The organism is Amycolatopsis sp. NPDC000009, assembly GCF_055563465.1.
The window spans coordinates 1-15,096 of sequence record NZ_JBVHDI010000008.1 but is presented as its reverse complement, the minus strand read 5'-3'; the positions used below and the strand labels follow the sequence as shown (position 1 = coordinate 15,096).

The window sequence follows — 15,096 nt, the reverse complement described above, 5'->3', positions numbered from 1 at the left end:
TCAGGCGTCGGTCCACGGCCGGAGTTTCTCCGGGTTCCGCATCCCCCAGATGCGCTGGATGCGGTCGTCGGCGACGTGGAACGCGAAGACGGCGACGGTCTGCCCGGCCTGGTGGAGCACGAGGCCGGGCCGGCCGTTGACCTCCCGCTCCACCAGATCGAGCCCGGACGTCAGATGCGCCACCTCGAGGAGATAGGACGCGACCTCCTCGCGCCCTTCGAGCGGGTGCAGCGCGGCCCTGACGACACCTCCGCCGTCACTGGCCGCCTTGACGTCCTGATCGAGGAGACCGATGAGGGCTTCGATGTCCTTGGCTTCCCAAGCTTTCTTGAATTCCTTGACGAGGTCCGCCTGCCGGGCGATCGGGGCGGGCACGAGCCGCGTCGCGCGGATGCGGCGCCGGGCGGAGGTGGCCAGCTGACGGCAGGCGGCCGGGGTGCGGCCGACGATCTCCGCGACCTCGGCGAAGGGATAGCGGAAAACGTCGTGCAGGACGAACGCGACCCGCTCGGCCGGTGTCAGCGACTCGAGTACGACGAGAAACGCCATGTTGATCGACTCGTCGAGGGTGACCCGGTCGGCCGGATCGTCGGTGGGTGGACGCAGGGTCGTCCACTCGACGTGGCCCGGCAAGGGTTCGGGGAGCCATTCGCCGACATAGCGTTCCCGCCGCGCGCGGGCCGAACCGAGAAGGTCCAGGCAGATGCGGCCGGCCACGGTCGTCAGCCAGGCACCGGGGGAGTCGATCGCTTCCCGCTGTGCCGGAGACAAGGCGTACCAGCGGGTGTAGGTCTCCTGCACCACGTCCTCGGCCTCGGAAAGCGAACCGACCAGGCGATACGCGAGCCCGATCAGCTGGCGCCGCTCACTCACGATCGCCTTCAACGTCGGGTCGAGCGGGTCGTGCGTGTGTTCGTTCATGGGAAGTCGCCCCCTGGGTCTCGTGCGTTGTCCCGGGTACGACGAGACACGCCCGCCGGTTGTGAGGTCACTGCCGGCAGCGGGCTATGCCGTTGCGGCGCGGGGGAAGTCCTTGCGCTTGATCTTGGCCCGGCGGCCGTCCGGATGGTGGAAGACGATGCCCTCGGCCACGTGCCCGGGAGAGAACCGGCTGTCCAGTGTGGCGAGGAAATCCCGGAGTTCGTGGTAGCTGCGCGGTACTTCGGGAACGGGCGGCGCCTGGAAGTCGAACGGGACGCATCGGTGGTCCTCCAGTCCCAGGGGATTGCCCTGGATACGAGGGCCGAGCGCTTCGCTCGGATGCTCCCCGTCCGGCCAACCGGACACGTCGGTGTTCCCGGCCGCCGCGAGGATCCATTTGTCCTCGGTGGATCCGCTGTCGGTGTCCACGTACCAGCCGTCGACGATGCCCTGCTGTTTCTGCGCCTTGCTCGGGTTGCGGCGCTTCTCGACCCGGACCAGCTGTCCCGCACGCACGGTCAGCCGGACGTTGGTGCCGTCGAGTTTCTCGGTCCCCACCCCGGCACCGTCGAAGACCCACGCGCACTCGGCGCGGGGCTTGTCGACGACGTGGAAGCGCTCATCGCGCTCGAAAAGCGTGGGGATCTTCTCCATGACGGTCTTCCCTTTCACGACGTGCCCGATGAGTTCCTCAGGAGTGATTGCGCCGAGGGCCAGACCGCCGGCGAGCGCCCGGATCAGCTCCGCCACGGAAACGTCGGCTTCGACGGCCACGTGCTTCAGCGCCTTCTTCTCCTCCGGGGAAATCCAGGCGACCAACCGTGACCACCCTTCGGGAGGCGTCCATCGGGCCGGCGCCGCAGGGTCTTTGCGTGGCCTGCCCCGTCCTCGTGCCTGTTCCACGGTCGAACCGTAGCTTTCGGCGCGTGCTTGTGTCAATTGGCATAACAGAAAATAATGCGCAGGTGAGCCGCATGATCCGACTCGTTCGGCGACCGGCGAGCACGGGACGACGTTCCCCGCGCCACCTGGCTCCGCCGCCGGCTTCCCGGTGGGGATCGAGAGGTGACCGAATCCACACCACCAGCCGGCGGACCGGCCATAGCGCCGGAGGCCGCACAGGCGACTTGATCAACGCAAGCGCATGAGCGGCGAAAGCGAAAGCGCGGTAGCGGGAGTGATGGGGACGATTCTGGTGGACCGGTATCTGCTCACTCGCCTGCCACGTCTCGCAGTCGAGGCGGGGAGCAGGACTGTCACGTGTCCTTGAAGGATCGGGGAGGTTGAGAATCCCCGATCCTTCAAGGAGGAACCCTGTCCGCTCCCACCATTCACGAAAGCCGGTCCGAGGTCAGTGCGCCCCGGCTTCGGTGAGGATCCGGACGACGGCCGCCTGGCCTTTGGACCGGGCGTGGGCGAGGGGAGTGACGCCCTGTTTGTCGGCGCGATTCACGTCGGCCCCGGCGGCGGCGAGCGCCCGGACCACTTCCTGGTGACGCGGCCCGCCGTCGCCGAGGATGACCGCTTCCAGCAACGCGGTCCAGCCGAGATCGTTCACGTGGTCGACGTCGATCCCGCTACCGGCCACCAACCGCACGTACTCGGCGTGCCCGCGTTCGGAGGCGGGGATCAGCGAGACGCCGCCGTACCGGTTGGTGATGGTCAGATCCGGTTTGGCCTCGAGCAGCAGCTTCGCCATCGGGACGCTGCCGGTGACTCCGGTGACCAGCCACGGTGTGTCGTGCCGCCCGTCGAGCGCGTTCGGGTCGGCGCCCGCCCGGACCAGGACCTCGGCGACGTCGACGCGGTCCTCGGTGACGGCGACGAGCAACGGGGTCCGGCCGTGATCGTCACGGGTCTCCAGGTCGGCGCCCGCGTCGACGGCCTGCCGGACGCGGCTCACGTCGGCTTCGAAGAGTTGGCTCACGGGGACTCCTTGACGTGGTGGCTGGGACGAGGCGGGCGGTGGGGCCGTGCTCGGTGCCGTCCGGGGTGGTGCGCTCGGTGCCTGAGGGGAGCAGGCACCGAGCACAAGGGCGGCGAGCAGCGCCACGATCGCCCGCTCACCGATCATCAGCGAAGTTCCCCGATGGCGCGCAGCCCGGCCGTGGCGAAGCGCTCGTCGAGGTCGCCGCTGGGCGCCCCGCCGACGCCGATCCCGGCGATCGGGCCGCCGTTCACGGCGACCGGCACACCGCCGCCGAGGAAGAGCGTGCCCGGGATGTCGCGGATGGTCGGGCCGTCGCCCTGGGCGTTCTTGGCCAGCGCGGACGTGGGCTGTCCGAAGGAGACCGCGGTGAAGGCCTTGCGCTTGGCGGACTCTTCCGTCTGCGGCCCTGCGCCATCGCCCTTGAGCAGCACACGCACGTCACCCGAGCGGTCCACCACGGCCACGGTGACCCGCTGGCCCTCCTTCTCGGCGGCGTCCAGCGCGGCCTGCGCGGCGCGGGTGGCGGCGTCCACGCCGAGCACGCTCGTCTGCACCACGGTCTGCTGGGCGGGCGGCTGCGGCTTGCGGTCCTGTGCCTGCGCCGCGCCCACACCGGTGGCCAGCGCGACGGTCGCGAGGCCGGCCGTCATGCCGAGGATGAGACGAGTGCGGGGAAGCTTGGCGTTCATCGGATTTCCTTTGCGGTGAGGGGGTGTTGCTTTCCCCTACGACTTTCCCGCTTGGCGGGGCCCGGCGAATCGGGAGAGTGGACATCGATCGGACGTCGAGTGATCGGTGGGGGCATCAACCGAACGATTGATGCGGGACACCCCGCCTCCCTGCTTACGATCATCGGCGACGAAGGGAGGACCGAATGAGATCGCACCTCGGCGCGGCCACCCAGCTGAACGCCGCGATGCATGCCGGGTTCTTCCTGCTGCTCGCCGCGTCGGTGGCCCGGTTCGTCGCGGGGCACGGGTTGAGTGGTGCCACACCGTTGATCCTCGTGCTCACCGGCGCGCTCGCACTGGTCTACGTGGCGGGTGTGCTGAGCTGGGACGTGCTCGGCCGGTGGCGTCCGGTGTGGTTGACGGCGGTGATCGCGGTCTGGCTCGCGCTGGTGGTGGCCGCCCCCAGTTTCGCCTGGTGCGCCGTGCCGTTGTTCTTCGTCTGCCTCCAGATGCTGCGCCCGCGGGTGATGGCCGCGGTGGTGGTCCTGCTGACCGCCGCGACCATCCTCGCCCAGCTGAGGATCGCGAGCGGGTTCGATCCGAGCCTCGTGCTCGCGCCCGTCGCGGTCGCGCTGATGGCCACGATGACCTTCCTGCAACTCGACGGGGACCGGAAGAAACTGGGGGAAGCCGTCAAGGAGCTCCTGGGCGCCAGGGTCGATCTCGCGCAGAGCCAGCGGCTGGCCGGGATGATGCAGGAACGGGAGCGGCTGGCGCGAGAGATCCACGATGCCCTCGCCCAGGGGATCTCGAGTACGCGGATGCTGCTGCAGGCGGCACAGCGGTCGTGGGACACGGACCCGGAACTGGCGAAAGACCACGTGTCCCGCGCCGTCGAGGCGGCGGGGGACAACCTCGCCGAAGCGCGCCGGTTCGTCAAAGGCCTCGGGTCACCGCGGCTGGACGCCGGGGATCTCGCGGAGACCTTGAAGGAACTCTCCGAGCAGGTCATGTTCGCCGCCATGCACGCGGTGCGCTTCGAAACCAGCGGAGACCCTTATCCGCTGTCGCCCGAGGTGGAGGCGGGCCTGCTCCGGGTCGCACAGGGCGCGCTGGCGAACGTCAGCGAGCACGCCAGAGCGACGAAGGCCGCGGTCACGCTGACCTACCTGGCGGACAAGGTCGTCCTGGACATCCGCGACGACGGGGTCGGCTTCGATCCGGCTTCGGCTCGCACGAGCGGCGACCGGGGGAACGGCTTGCGGATGATCAGCGAGCGACTCGCCGAACTCGGTGGTGAGATGGTCGTCGAGAGCGCGCCGGGAGAGGGCACCGCGCTCGCCGTCGCCGTGCCCACCAGGGAGGTTCGATGACCGTCCGGGTGCTGATCGTCGACGATCATCCGGTGGTGCGGGCGGGAATCGCCGCCCTGCTGGCAGGCGAGCCCGGCTTCGAGGTGATCGGCGAATGCGCGGGCGCCGATGAGGCCGTGCTCTTCGCCACCGCGAAGAAGCCGGACGTCGTACTGATGGACCTGCAACTCGGCGACGGTCCGGACGGCGTGAACGCCACCGAACGCCTGACCGCTCTGCCGGAGCCGCCGAAGGTGCTGGTGCTCACCACCTACGACGCTGAGCTGGACATCACCAGGGCGGTGGCCGCCGGCGCCACCGGCTACCTGCTCAAGGCGGGACCGCCAGAGGACCTCTTCAAGGGCATTCATGCGGCCGCGCGTGGGGAAACCGTCCTGGCACCTCAGGTCGCGGCCCGGCTCTTCGGGCATATGCGGGCTCCCGCACCCGCGTTGAGCCCCCGTGAGACCGAGATCGTGCAGTTGGTGGCGGAAGGGTTGATCAACCGGCAGATCGCCGCGCGGCTGTTCATCTCCGAAGCCACGGTGAAGACACACCTGGTCCACATCTACGACAAACTCGGCGTCGACAGCCGTGCCGGTGCGGTGGCCGTCGCCACGGAACGGAGGATCATCCGCAACTGAGAGCGGTGCGCTGGTGCGCGTCCTGGCGATGTGGTTCTCAGCCGCCCTCGATTCCGAGCAGGCGGGTGTGCGTACGGCGAAACCCCATCATGCCGCGGGACGGGAGTTCCAGGGAGCATTGGCGCCCGCCGGCCATGAGTAGCTCCGAAGGGCTCGCTCCCGGAGTCGCGCGGAAACCGCGTTCGGACCGAGGCGATGACGGCGTCCGGGTAAAGCCCTTCGAGGCGCCGCTGGCTGGCCGGCGTTGCGAAAGCCACTTTCGCAACTTTGATGTTGGGAAGGTGGCTTTCGCGACGTGTCCCGGTGGCGTCGGAGTGTATGTGAAGGGCCGGGCTGGGTCTGCTCCTGCTGGCGTTGCGAAAGCCACTTTCGCAACGTTCGATGTTGGGAAAGTGGCTTTCGCGACATCACACCCATCGACGCGGGAACCGGCGAGTCAGCGGCGCGGTTCGATCGTCATGTCGCCGCGGGTCAGCGCGAGCATCGTGGCACGGGAGAGCATTTCGTGCGGGAAACCGAGATCGATCGCGCTCGCCTCGTCGAGGCGGGTCAGTTGCGAGCCGGTGAACTCGACCTTCAGCGCGCCGAGGTTGTCCTCCAGCTGGGCGGGTGTGCGGGCGCCGATGATGGGTGCCGTCACGCCCGGGTTCCGCAGGGTCCAGGCCAGCCCGATCTGGGCGGGTGTGCGGCCGAGTTCCGCGGCGACCTCCTTCACCACGTCCACGATGGCGAGGTTGCGTTCGGTGAGCGTGCCCAGGGCGAAGTTGAAGTTCTTGCGAGTGCCGTCCTCGGACGGCACCGCGGTCAGGTCGTCCCGGCTGTACTTCCCGGTGAGCACCCCGCCCGCCAGCGGTGACCAGGGGACCACTCCCAGCCCCATCTCGCGTGCCATGGGGATCAGGTCGCGTTCCCCGGTGCGCTCGATCAGGTTGTACTCGATCTGCAGCGCGACCAACGGCGACCAGCCGCGCAGGTCGGCGATCGCCTGCATCCGCGAAATCTCCCAGGCCGGCGTGTTCGAGATCGCCACGTACAGGAGTTTGCCCTGCCGGACCAGATCGTCCATCCCGCGCAGGATCTCCTCGACCGGGGTCGTGAAATCCCACAGGTGCAGGTAAAGCAGATCGATGTAGTCCGTGTTCAGCCGCCGCAGACTGGCTTCCACCGACGCGAACAGGCTTTTGCGCTGGCCGCCCCCGGAATTCGGGTCGCCCGGACGCCGCAGGGTCGTGTATTTCGTCGCCAGGACGAGGCTTTCGCGGTTGTCGCGGGCGAATTCGCCCAGCAGCCGTTCGGAGCTGCCGTCGGTGTAGGTGTTGGCGGTGTCGATGAAGTTGCCGCCGCGTTCGACGTAGGTGTCGAACAGTTTGCGGGCGTCGTCCTTCCCCGCGCCCCAGCCCCATTCGGTGCCGAACGTCGCCGCGCCCAGCGCCAGCGGGGACACCCGCAGCCCGGACCGGCCCAGCAGCCGATAGGTGTCGAGGGTGAGCGACATCGTGTCCTCCCGTGCTCGTGATCCGTTGTCGAAGCCGAGTCTGCGACCGCGGCGAGCAGGGGATAAGGGAGAAGACATCCTGGGAACACCGATCCCACCCTGGCTGTTGGACCGGGCATGACGACCCCCACCGTGGACACGACCCAGGAGCTGGCCGCGTTCCTGCGGACCCGGCGTGAACGCCTGGATCCGGACGAATTCGGCCTGCCGTCACGCCGCCGGTCCCGGCGGACCCCGGGGCTGCGCCGCGAAGAGGTCGCCGAACTGGCCGGGATCAGCATCGACTACATCGTGCGGCTGGAGCAGGCGCGCGGGCTGCGTCCCTCGGCGGACGTGGTGGAAGCGCTGGCGCGCGCATTGCGCCTGGCCCCCGACGAACGTGTCTACCTCTTCGACCTGGCCCGGCAGCGCCCCCGCAGCGCCGACGAACTCGCCACCACCGCGGCGCCGCCGCTGGCCGGGCTGGTCGCCGATCTGTCGCCGTTGCCGGCCATGGTGCTGAACCACCGCTACGACATCCTGGCCTGGAACGACGAAATGGCGAGGCTGCTGGTGGACTTCGCCACGTTGCCGCCGTCGCAGCGCAATGCGATGTGGTTGTGCCTCAAGCATCCCGAGGTACGCGAGTTCTACGCCGACCGTGAACGTGTGGTGCGGGAGGGGATCGCCCATCTGCGGGCCGCCTGGGCCGCGCATCCGGACGATCAGGCCTTGGCCGACCTCATCGCCGAATTCACCGCCGACGGGGAATTCGCGCGGTTGTGGGCCGAACGTGTCGTCAAGGTCAACGGCCGTGGGCACAAGGCGATGCGGCATCCCGAGGCCGGCGTGCTCGACCTGCAGTACGAGGTGCTCACGCCGCTTCAGGATCAGGACCAGCGGCTGGTGATCTATCGCGCCATGGCCGAGGAAAGCCGCTCGGCGTTGGACCGGTTGTTCAGCACCTAGTCTTGGTGAGCCGGGCGGGACGGTCGGCGAGCGGCCCGCCCGGGCGGAACAGGGTCCCCAGCGTTTCGAGCTTCTCGGGGACGACGGTGTACCAGCTCCAGGTGCCACGCCGTTCCCGTTCGAGGATGCCGGCGGAGACCAGGACTCGCAGGTGATGGCTGAGCGAGGGCTGGGGCATGTCGAACTCCTCGGCCAGGTCGCAGAAACACGCCTCGCCGCCGGGGGAGTGCCGCACCAGTGAGAGCAGGCGGATCCGGACGGGATCCGACAGCGCCTTGAACAGCTTCGCGGCAGTCTCGGCGTCTCCGGGATCGACGACCGCCGCGGGTTCGGCCATCAGCAGGGTCACCGCGACCGGCTTCCGGGTGCGTCCGTTCTCGCTCGTCACGGGCCCAGCCTACCCCTTGAATTGACAAAACTCGATCCAGGCTTTTCAATTTGGATCGAGATACTTCAATCCAGCTCGCCCGGCCCGTGCCCCGAGGAGACGTCATGACCCCTGCGACCGAGGGCTTGCCCGGCCGTGCGGCGCTGGACCAGCTCGACCGGATCACCGACGAGCTGGCCGACCGGTTCCACGGAACGTTCGGCCGCGAGACGGTCGAACGCTTCGTCGAGGAGACGTACCGGCTGCTGGATCGTTCGGCGACCGTCAAGGTCCACCTGCCGGCGCTGACCGCCCGTTTCGCCCGGCAGCGGCTGGTCGACCTCGCCAAGGTCGACGGGCTCACCTTGGTGACCGCGCCCCAGGTGCTGTTCGTGTGCGTGCACAACGTCGGCCGCTCCCAGCTGGCCGCGGCACTGCTCGACCATCACGCCTTCGGGCACGTGATGGTCCGCTCCGCCGGATCGCGGCCCACCGGAGAGATTCCTCCGGTGATCACCGAGGCGCTGGCGGAGCTGGACATCCAGCTCACGGGTGCCTACCCCAAGCCGTTGACCGACGAGGTCGTCCGTGCGGCCGACGTCGTGGTCACGATGGGCTGCGGGGATGCCTGCCCGGTCTATCCGGGCAAGCGGTACCTGGACTGGGACGTGCCGGATCCGATGGGCCGTCCGCTGGCCGTCGTCCGTCAGATCCGGGACGACATCGGCCGGCGCGTCCGGCACCTGCTCGACGAACTCATCGACTGATCACCGCAGAAAGGTAACCAGGCATGACCCGCAAGCCCGAGGTGTTGTTCGTCTGCGTGCACAACGCCGGCCGGTCCCAGATGGCCGCCGCGTTGCTGCAGCACTACTCGCTCGGCCGGATCGCCGTCCGGTCCGCGGGTTCCGAACCCGCGGACAAGGTGAATCCCGCTGCCGCCGCCGCGTTGGCCGAGTGGGGCTTGGACATCACCGCCGAGGTGCCGAGCAAGCTGTCCACTGAGGACGTCGAGGCGTCCGATGTGGTGATCACGATGGGGTGTGGTGACACCTGTCCGGTGTTTCCCGGCAAGCGTTACCTCGATTGGCCACTGGAGGATCCCGCGGGCCAGGGGGTCGACGCCGTGCGCCCGATCCGTGACGAGATCGACCGCCGCATCCGTGGCCTGATCGCCGAAATCCTCGACGCCTGACCTCGCTTCCGACTTCTGGAGACCAGCCCCGTGACTCGAACCGCCGAAGAGGCAGGCACCGACGTCCTGCACAAACTGTCCTTTCTGGACCGGTTCCTCCCCGTCTGGATCATCGTCGCGATGGGGGCCGGTCTGCTGCTGGGCAGTGTGATCCCCGGTCTGCAGGGGGTGCTGGACGCGGTGAAGATCGGGCAGGTGTCGCTGCCGATCGCGCTGGGTCTGCTGCTGATGATGTACCCGGTGCTGGCGAAGGTCCGCTACGACAAGCTCGACACCGTGACCAAGGACAAGCGCACGATGGTGCTTTCCCTGGTGCTCAACTGGATTCTCGGTCCGGCGCTGATGTTCGCGCTCGCCTGGCTGATGCTGCCGGATCTTCCCGAGTACCGGACCGGGCTGATCATCGTCGGTCTCGCCCGCTGTATCGCGATGGTGATCATCTGGAACGACCTCGCCTGCGGTGACCGCGAAGCCGCGGCGGTGCTGGTCGCGCTGAACTCGGTGTTCCAGGTGATCATGTTCGGCGTGCTCGGCTGGTTCTACCTCGACCTCCTGCCCGGCTGGCTGGGCTTGGACACCACGAGCATCGACTTCTCGCCGTGGGAGATCGCGCTCAGTGTGATCATCTTCCTCGGAATCCCGCTCGCCGCCGGTTACCTTTCGCGCCGCGTCGGCGAGCGGAGCAAGGGCCGCGACTGGTACGAGGGCACGTTCCTGCCCAAGATCGGCCCGATCGCGCTCTACGGTCTGCTGTTCACCATCGTGATCCTGTTCGCCTTGCAGGGTGACAACATCACCTCCCGCCCGCTCGACGTCGCCCGGATCGCGCTGCCGCTGCTGGTGTACTTCGCGATCATGTGGATCGGCGGCTATCTGCTGGGCAAGGCGTCCGGTCTCTCCTACGAGCGCACCACGACGCTGGCGTTCACCGCGGCGGGCAACAACTTCGAACTCGCGATCGCCGTCGCCATCGGAGTCTTCGGCGTGACGTCGGGGCAGGCGCTCGCCGGGGTCGTCGGGCCGCTGATCGAAGTACCGGTACTGGTCGCCCTGGTCTACGTGAGCCTCTGGCTGCGGAAAAGGTGGACCGCGGAGTGACCGGAGCCGCGAGTGTGGTCGTGATCGGTGGCGGCCAGGCCGGTCTCGCCGCGGGCTACTACCTGCGCCGCGCCGGTTTGGACTTTGTCATCCTCGACGCCCAGGCCCAGCCGGGCGGCGCCTGGATCCACGGCTGGGACTCCCTGCGGCTGTTCTCCCCGGCGCGGCACAGTTCCCTACCGGGGTGGCCGATGCCACCGTTTCCTGGCCCCGGGTATCCGACCGCCGAGCATGTCGTCGAGTACCTCGCGGCATACGAGAAGCGCTACGAACTCCCGGTCCGCCGCTCCGAGCCGGTGACCGACGTGTCCCGTGACGGCGGTCGATTCACGGTGAGCACCGATACGGGGGAGTGGAGCGCCGAGGCTGTCGTCAGCGCCACCGGCACCTGGTGGCGTCCCTTCCTGCCGCTGATGCCCGGCGGTTTCACCGGCCGTCAGCTGCACACCGTGGATTACCGGAATCCGGAGGAGTTCGCGGGCCAGGACGTCGTGGTGGTCGGCGGCGGCAACTCCGGCGCCCAGATCGCCGCCGACCTCGCGGGTGTGGCGAACCTGACCTGGGTCGCGCGCCGCCCGCCCCGCTACCTGCCGGACCACATCGACGGCAAGGCCCTCTTCGACGTCGCCACCCGCCGCCGCCGAGCCCTCGAAACCGGGCAGGCCGACACCGGCGGAGTCGGCGGGCTGGGCGACATCGTCGCCGTCCCACCCGTCCGCGAGGCCCGTGACGCGGGGCTTCTACGACCGAGCCCGATGTTCGCGCGGCTCGACCCCGAAGGTCCTGTGTGGACAGACGGAACCCGCCGGCACGCCGACGCGATCATCTGGTGCACCGGCTTCCGCCCCGCGCTGAGCCATCTCGCGTCGCTGCGGCTGCGTACCACCCGCGGCCGCATTCCCACCGAAGGCACCCGCGCGCTGGCTGAGCCCCGGCTGCACCTTCTCGGCTACGGGGACTGGACCGGCCCCGCCTCGGCCACGCTGATCGGCGTCGGGATGACCGCCCGGGCCGCGGTCGCCGACCTCAAGGCCTTGCTGGAGCCCGACGGCGGCGACCCGTCGGGCTGACCAGAAGGCGTCCGGTCACGTACCGCGCGTCGCGTCCGACACCGCGCAGGGTGGCGGAGGCGAAGCTGCGCTGCCATTCCAGGCCGACGTAGGCCAACCCGCGGTGGGTGGTGGACAGGCCGCGATCGTGCAGCGGCCGTCCATCGGAGGCCAGCGCGCCTAGACCGTCCAGATAGGACAGTCCGGGCCGGAATCCGGTGGCGAGCAGGATGGTGTCGACGTCTTCGCGGGTTCCGTCCGGCCAGCGCACACTGTCGCCGTCGATGGCGGTGAACATGCGCCGCTGATCCGGTTCTCCGCCGAGAATGGCGGTTTTGTAGCTGCCGGGGTCGTTGACCGGCGAGGTGGGTGGTTTCTTCAGCAGATGACCGATCGGCAGATGGTCGAACCCGACGGCGGCGGACCAGAAGTGCACGTCCTTTCCGAAGGGGCGCTGCGGCGCGAATTTGATCGGTGCCCGGGTCGCGAGGGTGACCCGGGCGTGGCCGGCGAGTTCGGTGGCGATCTGGACGGCGGAGTTGCCCGCGCCGACCACGATGACGCGTTGCCCGGCGAACGGGGCGGGATCGCGGTAGTCGCTGCTGTGCAGGATTCGGCCGGTGAAGCCGTCCAGCCCCGGCAGAGCGGGGCGATGGGGCCGCGAGAAGCCGCCGGACGCGGCGATCACCACCGGTGCGGACAGGACGGTTTCCCCGGCCGTGTGCACGGTGAACTCGCCGCCCTCGTGGGTGACGGTGGAGACGCGGTGCCCGGTGCGGATATCGGTGCCGAGGTGCTCGGCGTAACGGCGGAGATAGCCGACGACCTCGTCGCGATGCGGGTAGTGCGCGGGATCGCCGGGGAAGGGCAAGCCGGGGAGGCCGCTGTAGCGGGCGGGGGAGAAGAGGGTCAGGGAGTCGTAGTAGCGGGGCCAGGAGCCGACCGGTTCGGTGCCGGCCTCGAGGGTCACCGGCTTCGAGCCGCGGGTGCGCAGGGCGTGGGCGGCGGCGAGACCGGCCTGGCCGCCGCCCACGATGATCGCGTCGTGCGCGGTCATGAGTTCCTTCCACGACGAGGTGCCAGCGTCAGGAGTTCCGGTTCCGGCGTCGCGCAGCAGCCGGCCGATGCCGTGTCTCCGGGCTCGTCGAACAGGCCGGCGCCACCGCACACACCCGTTTCGGCCATCCGGAGTTCGACGCGAGCAGCCGCCTCCCGGTCCCCGGCGAGCTCCGCGGCGATGCTGCGCACCTGCTCGTATCCGGTCATGGCGAGGAACGTCGGCGCCCGGCCGTAGCTCTTCATGCCCGCCAGGAAGAAGTTCTTCTCCGGGTGGGCCAGTTCCTTCGCGCCGTGCGGATACACGGTCCCGCACGAATGCACGTTCGGATCGATCAGCGGAGCGAGCGCGACCGGCGCCTGCAGGGTCGGGTCCAGGTCGAGGCGGATCTCCGAGAGCAGGCCAAGGTCCGGACGAAATCCCGACAGCGTCACCACTTCGTCGACGTGGTCGAGGCGTTGCCCGGCGGAGGAAACCAGGCTCAGCCGCCCGTCTCCGTCGCGTTCGACCGCTTCGGTGCGGAATCCGGTCAGGACGGTGATCAGCCCGGATTCCACCGCCGCCCGGGCACGCAGGCCGAGAGCGCCCCGTGCCGGGAGCTGGTCCGCGTCGCCGCCGCCGAAGGTGTTCCCGACCGAGCCGCGGCGCAGCACCCAGGTGATCCGCGTGTCCGCGGAATCCTTCGCCAGACCGGACAAGGCGACCAGCGCGGTCAGCGCGGAATGCCCGCTTCCCGCGACCACCACATGCTTGCCCGCGTACCGTGCCCGCACCGCCGGATCGCCCAGATCCGGGACGCGGTAGCCGATCCGGTCGTCCGCAGCTCGTTCGCCGATGGCGGGAAGTCCTTCCCCGCCAAGAGGATTCGGGGTCGGCCAGGTTCCGGAGGCGTCGATCACCGCCCGTGCCGTGATCCGTTCCTCCGTGCCGTCGGAGGCACGGACGTGCACGGTGAACGGTTCGTCGTCGCGGCCGCTGTCCACGACGCGGTCCCGGCCGCGGCGAGCCACGCCGATCACCTCGGCACCGAACCGGACCCGGTCGCCGAGCGCGGACGCCAGCGGGCGCAGGTAGGAATCCGCCCAGTCCGAACCCGTCGGGTACGTCCCGGCATCAGGGCCGGACCAGCCCTCCGCCGCCAGGAGCCGCCCGGCCGCCGGAGCGACGAGTTCGGACCAAGGCGAGAAAAGCCGGACATGGTTCCACTCCGCCACCGCGGCACCCGCGTGGGTGCCGCGTTCCAGCACCAGCGGCTCGAGGCCCCGTTCGGCGAGTTCGGCGGCCGCCGCCAATCCGACCGGACCCGCTCCGACGACCACCACAGGCAGCTCGTTCATCTCCGCACCTTTCATCGATGTGGCTCGATTGAACCGACGTCGAGGACTGTATCGACAGACGTCGATTGACGCAACCATCGATGTTGGTCGATACTGGATGACATGACCTCTGGCGTCCTGCCCGAAAGCGAAGCCGCGACGTACGCCGGCTGGTTCGCCTGCCTTGCCGAGCCGATGCGGGTGAAACTGCTGCACGCGGTCGCGACGTCGCCCGGCGGCCTGACCGTCGGCGCGCTGACCGAAATCCTCGGCACCAGTCAATCCACGTGCTCGCACCACGTCCGGAAACTCGCCGAAGTCGGGTTCCTTCATCTGCGGAAAGAAGGCACCGCCACCGTCGTCACGATCAACCAGGCCTGCTGCAGCGGGCTGCCGCACGCCGCCGACGCTGTCATGGGCCTGCTCGCCCCGCGGCCCTGCTGCCCGGACGACGTGCCCGACGACGTCGTCGTCCGCCGGGCGGTCGGCGGCGAAAGGCTCGATCCGGACTGGCTGCCGGGTCACTGCTGGGTCGCCGAGGTCGACGGCGAGGTCGTCGGCTGGATCGCGGCGACTCCGGTCCCGGCCCGCGGTGGTCAGCGAGGCGTCGCCGAAACCTCCGTCCACGTCTTCGAAGGTCACCGCGGTCGAGGAGTGGGCAAGGCCCTGATCCGCAAACAGGTCACGGAGGCCGACGCCGCCGGGATCCGGACCTTGCAGACGTCGGTCCTCACCGACGACCGGGCCGGGATCGCGTTGCATCGCAGCGCCGGCTATCGCACGGTCGGCATCCGCGAACGCATCGTCGAACGTGACGGCGTCTGGTGCGACACCGTTTTCCTCGAACGCCGCAGCTCCGTCGACCAGGGATCGTGGAGCGCGTGAAGGCCCCCTTCCCTCGGCTCAGCCGAGGGGGCGGATTCGAGGGGTCGTTGCAACACGGGTGGTCATCTGGTTGTGGTGAGGAGTGTAGTGAGGCGCTCGGCTGGGGTGTCCCAGTCGAGCGTTTTGCGTGGGCGGCGGTTGAGTTGGGCGGCGACGGCGGCGAGGTGT

16 protein-coding genes are annotated in these 15,096 nt (G+C 69.2%); 8 read left to right on the top strand and 8 right to left on the bottom strand.

Annotated elements, in window-relative coordinates; genetic code table 11:
• From sigJ to ACZ3HL_RS22060, 4 genes are all read right to left on the bottom strand, one after another.
• Positions 1-921: an RNA polymerase sigma factor SigJ gene (sigJ, locus tag ACZ3HL_RS22075; protein ID WP_465533214.1), complete on the bottom strand. Its 921-nt coding sequence runs from the start codon at positions 919-921 to the stop codon at positions 1-3.
• A gap of 84 nt (positions 922-1,005) precedes the next feature.
• Positions 1,006-1,740, bottom strand: a complete 735-nt coding sequence (locus ACZ3HL_RS22070) for a DNA ligase-like domain-containing protein (protein WP_465412784.1) — start codon at positions 1,738-1,740, stop codon at positions 1,006-1,008.
• Between the two features lie 532 nt (positions 1,741-2,272).
• Positions 2,273-2,848 (bottom strand): ankyrin repeat domain-containing protein, encoded by a 576-nt coding sequence (locus ACZ3HL_RS22065; protein ID WP_465533212.1) that lies wholly within the window; start codon positions 2,846-2,848, stop codon positions 2,273-2,275.
• 146 nt (positions 2,849-2,994) lie between these two features.
• Complete coding sequence (locus ACZ3HL_RS22060; RefSeq protein ID WP_465533210.1) at positions 2,995-3,540, bottom strand: GlcG/HbpS family heme-binding protein; 546 nt, start codon at positions 3,538-3,540, stop codon at positions 2,995-2,997.
• A 185-nt stretch (positions 3,541-3,725) separates the two neighbouring features.
• Here ACZ3HL_RS22060 and ACZ3HL_RS22055 point away from each other — a divergent pair, with 185 nt between their 5' ends.
• Together ACZ3HL_RS22055 and ACZ3HL_RS22050 are read left to right on the top strand one after the other, a co-directional pair.
• Positions 3,726-4,895 carry a sensor histidine kinase gene (locus tag ACZ3HL_RS22055; RefSeq protein WP_465533208.1) on the top strand — a complete coding sequence of 390 codons (1,170 nt, stop codon included), beginning with the start codon at positions 3,726-3,728 and terminating at the stop codon, positions 4,893-4,895.
• Positions 4,892-5,518 carry a response regulator gene (locus ACZ3HL_RS22050; RefSeq protein ID WP_465412788.1) on the top strand — a complete coding sequence of 209 codons (627 nt, stop codon included), beginning with the start codon at positions 4,892-4,894 and terminating at the stop codon, positions 5,516-5,518. Before ACZ3HL_RS22055 ends, ACZ3HL_RS22050 begins: the two co-directional genes overlap by 4 nt.
• 436 nt (positions 5,519-5,954) lie before the next feature.
• On the opposite strand, the gene ACZ3HL_RS22045 is transcribed toward ACZ3HL_RS22050, so the two are convergent.
• Entirely contained in the window at positions 5,955-7,013 is a 1,059-nt protein-coding gene (locus ACZ3HL_RS22045) for an aldo/keto reductase (protein WP_465533206.1), read from the bottom strand.
• A gap of 117 nt (positions 7,014-7,130) precedes the next feature.
• Here ACZ3HL_RS22045 and ACZ3HL_RS22040 point away from each other — a divergent pair, with 117 nt between their 5' ends.
• Entirely contained in the window at positions 7,131-7,961 is an 831-nt protein-coding gene (locus ACZ3HL_RS22040) for a helix-turn-helix transcriptional regulator (protein ID WP_465533204.1), read from the top strand.
• Here the strand turns inward: ACZ3HL_RS22040 and ACZ3HL_RS22035 are convergent.
• The gene (locus ACZ3HL_RS22035; RefSeq protein WP_465412791.1) at positions 7,951-8,349 is read right to left on the bottom strand and encodes an ArsR/SmtB family transcription factor; all 399 of its coding nucleotides are present in this window, start codon (positions 8,347-8,349) and stop codon (positions 7,951-7,953) included. The two genes, ACZ3HL_RS22040 and ACZ3HL_RS22035, sit on opposite strands and share 11 nt — an antisense overlap.
• 104 nt (positions 8,350-8,453) lie before the next feature.
• On the opposite strand from ACZ3HL_RS22035, the gene ACZ3HL_RS22030 reads away from it, so the two are divergent.
• From ACZ3HL_RS22030 to ACZ3HL_RS22015, 4 genes are read left to right on the top strand one after another with little or no spacing between them, the layout of a single operon-like run.
• Entirely contained in the window at positions 8,454-9,095 is a 642-nt protein-coding gene (locus ACZ3HL_RS22030; RefSeq protein ID WP_465533202.1) for an arsenate-mycothiol transferase ArsC, read from the top strand.
• Between the two features lie 23 nt (positions 9,096-9,118).
• A complete protein-coding gene (locus ACZ3HL_RS22025) occupies positions 9,119-9,523 on the top strand; it encodes an arsenate reductase ArsC (RefSeq protein WP_465412793.1) in 405 nt (134 codons plus the stop codon).
• A gap of 30 nt (positions 9,524-9,553) precedes the next feature.
• Positions 9,554-10,621 carry an ACR3 family arsenite efflux transporter gene (gene arsB, locus ACZ3HL_RS22020; protein WP_465412794.1) on the top strand — a complete coding sequence of 356 codons (1,068 nt, stop codon included), beginning with the start codon at positions 9,554-9,556 and terminating at the stop codon, positions 10,619-10,621.
• Positions 10,618-11,691, top strand: a complete 1,074-nt coding sequence (locus tag ACZ3HL_RS22015; RefSeq protein ID WP_465533200.1) for an ArsO family NAD(P)H-dependent flavin-containing monooxygenase — start codon at positions 10,618-10,620, stop codon at positions 11,689-11,691. The genes arsB and ACZ3HL_RS22015 overlap by 4 nt, the downstream gene beginning before the upstream one ends.
• Here ACZ3HL_RS22015 and ACZ3HL_RS22010 read toward each other — a convergent pair.
• Entirely contained in the window at positions 11,648-12,727 is a 1,080-nt protein-coding gene (locus tag ACZ3HL_RS22010; protein WP_465533198.1) for a flavin-containing monooxygenase, read from the bottom strand. The two genes, ACZ3HL_RS22015 and ACZ3HL_RS22010, sit on opposite strands and share 44 nt — an antisense overlap.
• Positions 12,724-14,064, bottom strand: coding sequence for an FAD-dependent oxidoreductase (locus ACZ3HL_RS22005; protein WP_465533196.1), 1,341 nt, complete (start codon positions 14,062-14,064; stop codon positions 12,724-12,726). Before ACZ3HL_RS22005 ends, ACZ3HL_RS22010 begins: the two co-directional genes overlap by 4 nt.
• Before the next feature lie 102 nt (positions 14,065-14,166).
• On the opposite strand from ACZ3HL_RS22005, the gene ACZ3HL_RS22000 reads away from it, so the two are divergent.
• A complete protein-coding gene (locus ACZ3HL_RS22000; protein ID WP_465533194.1) occupies positions 14,167-14,928 on the top strand; it encodes a helix-turn-helix domain-containing GNAT family N-acetyltransferase in 762 nt (253 codons plus the stop codon).
• Positions 14,929-15,096 lie beyond the last annotated feature (168 nt).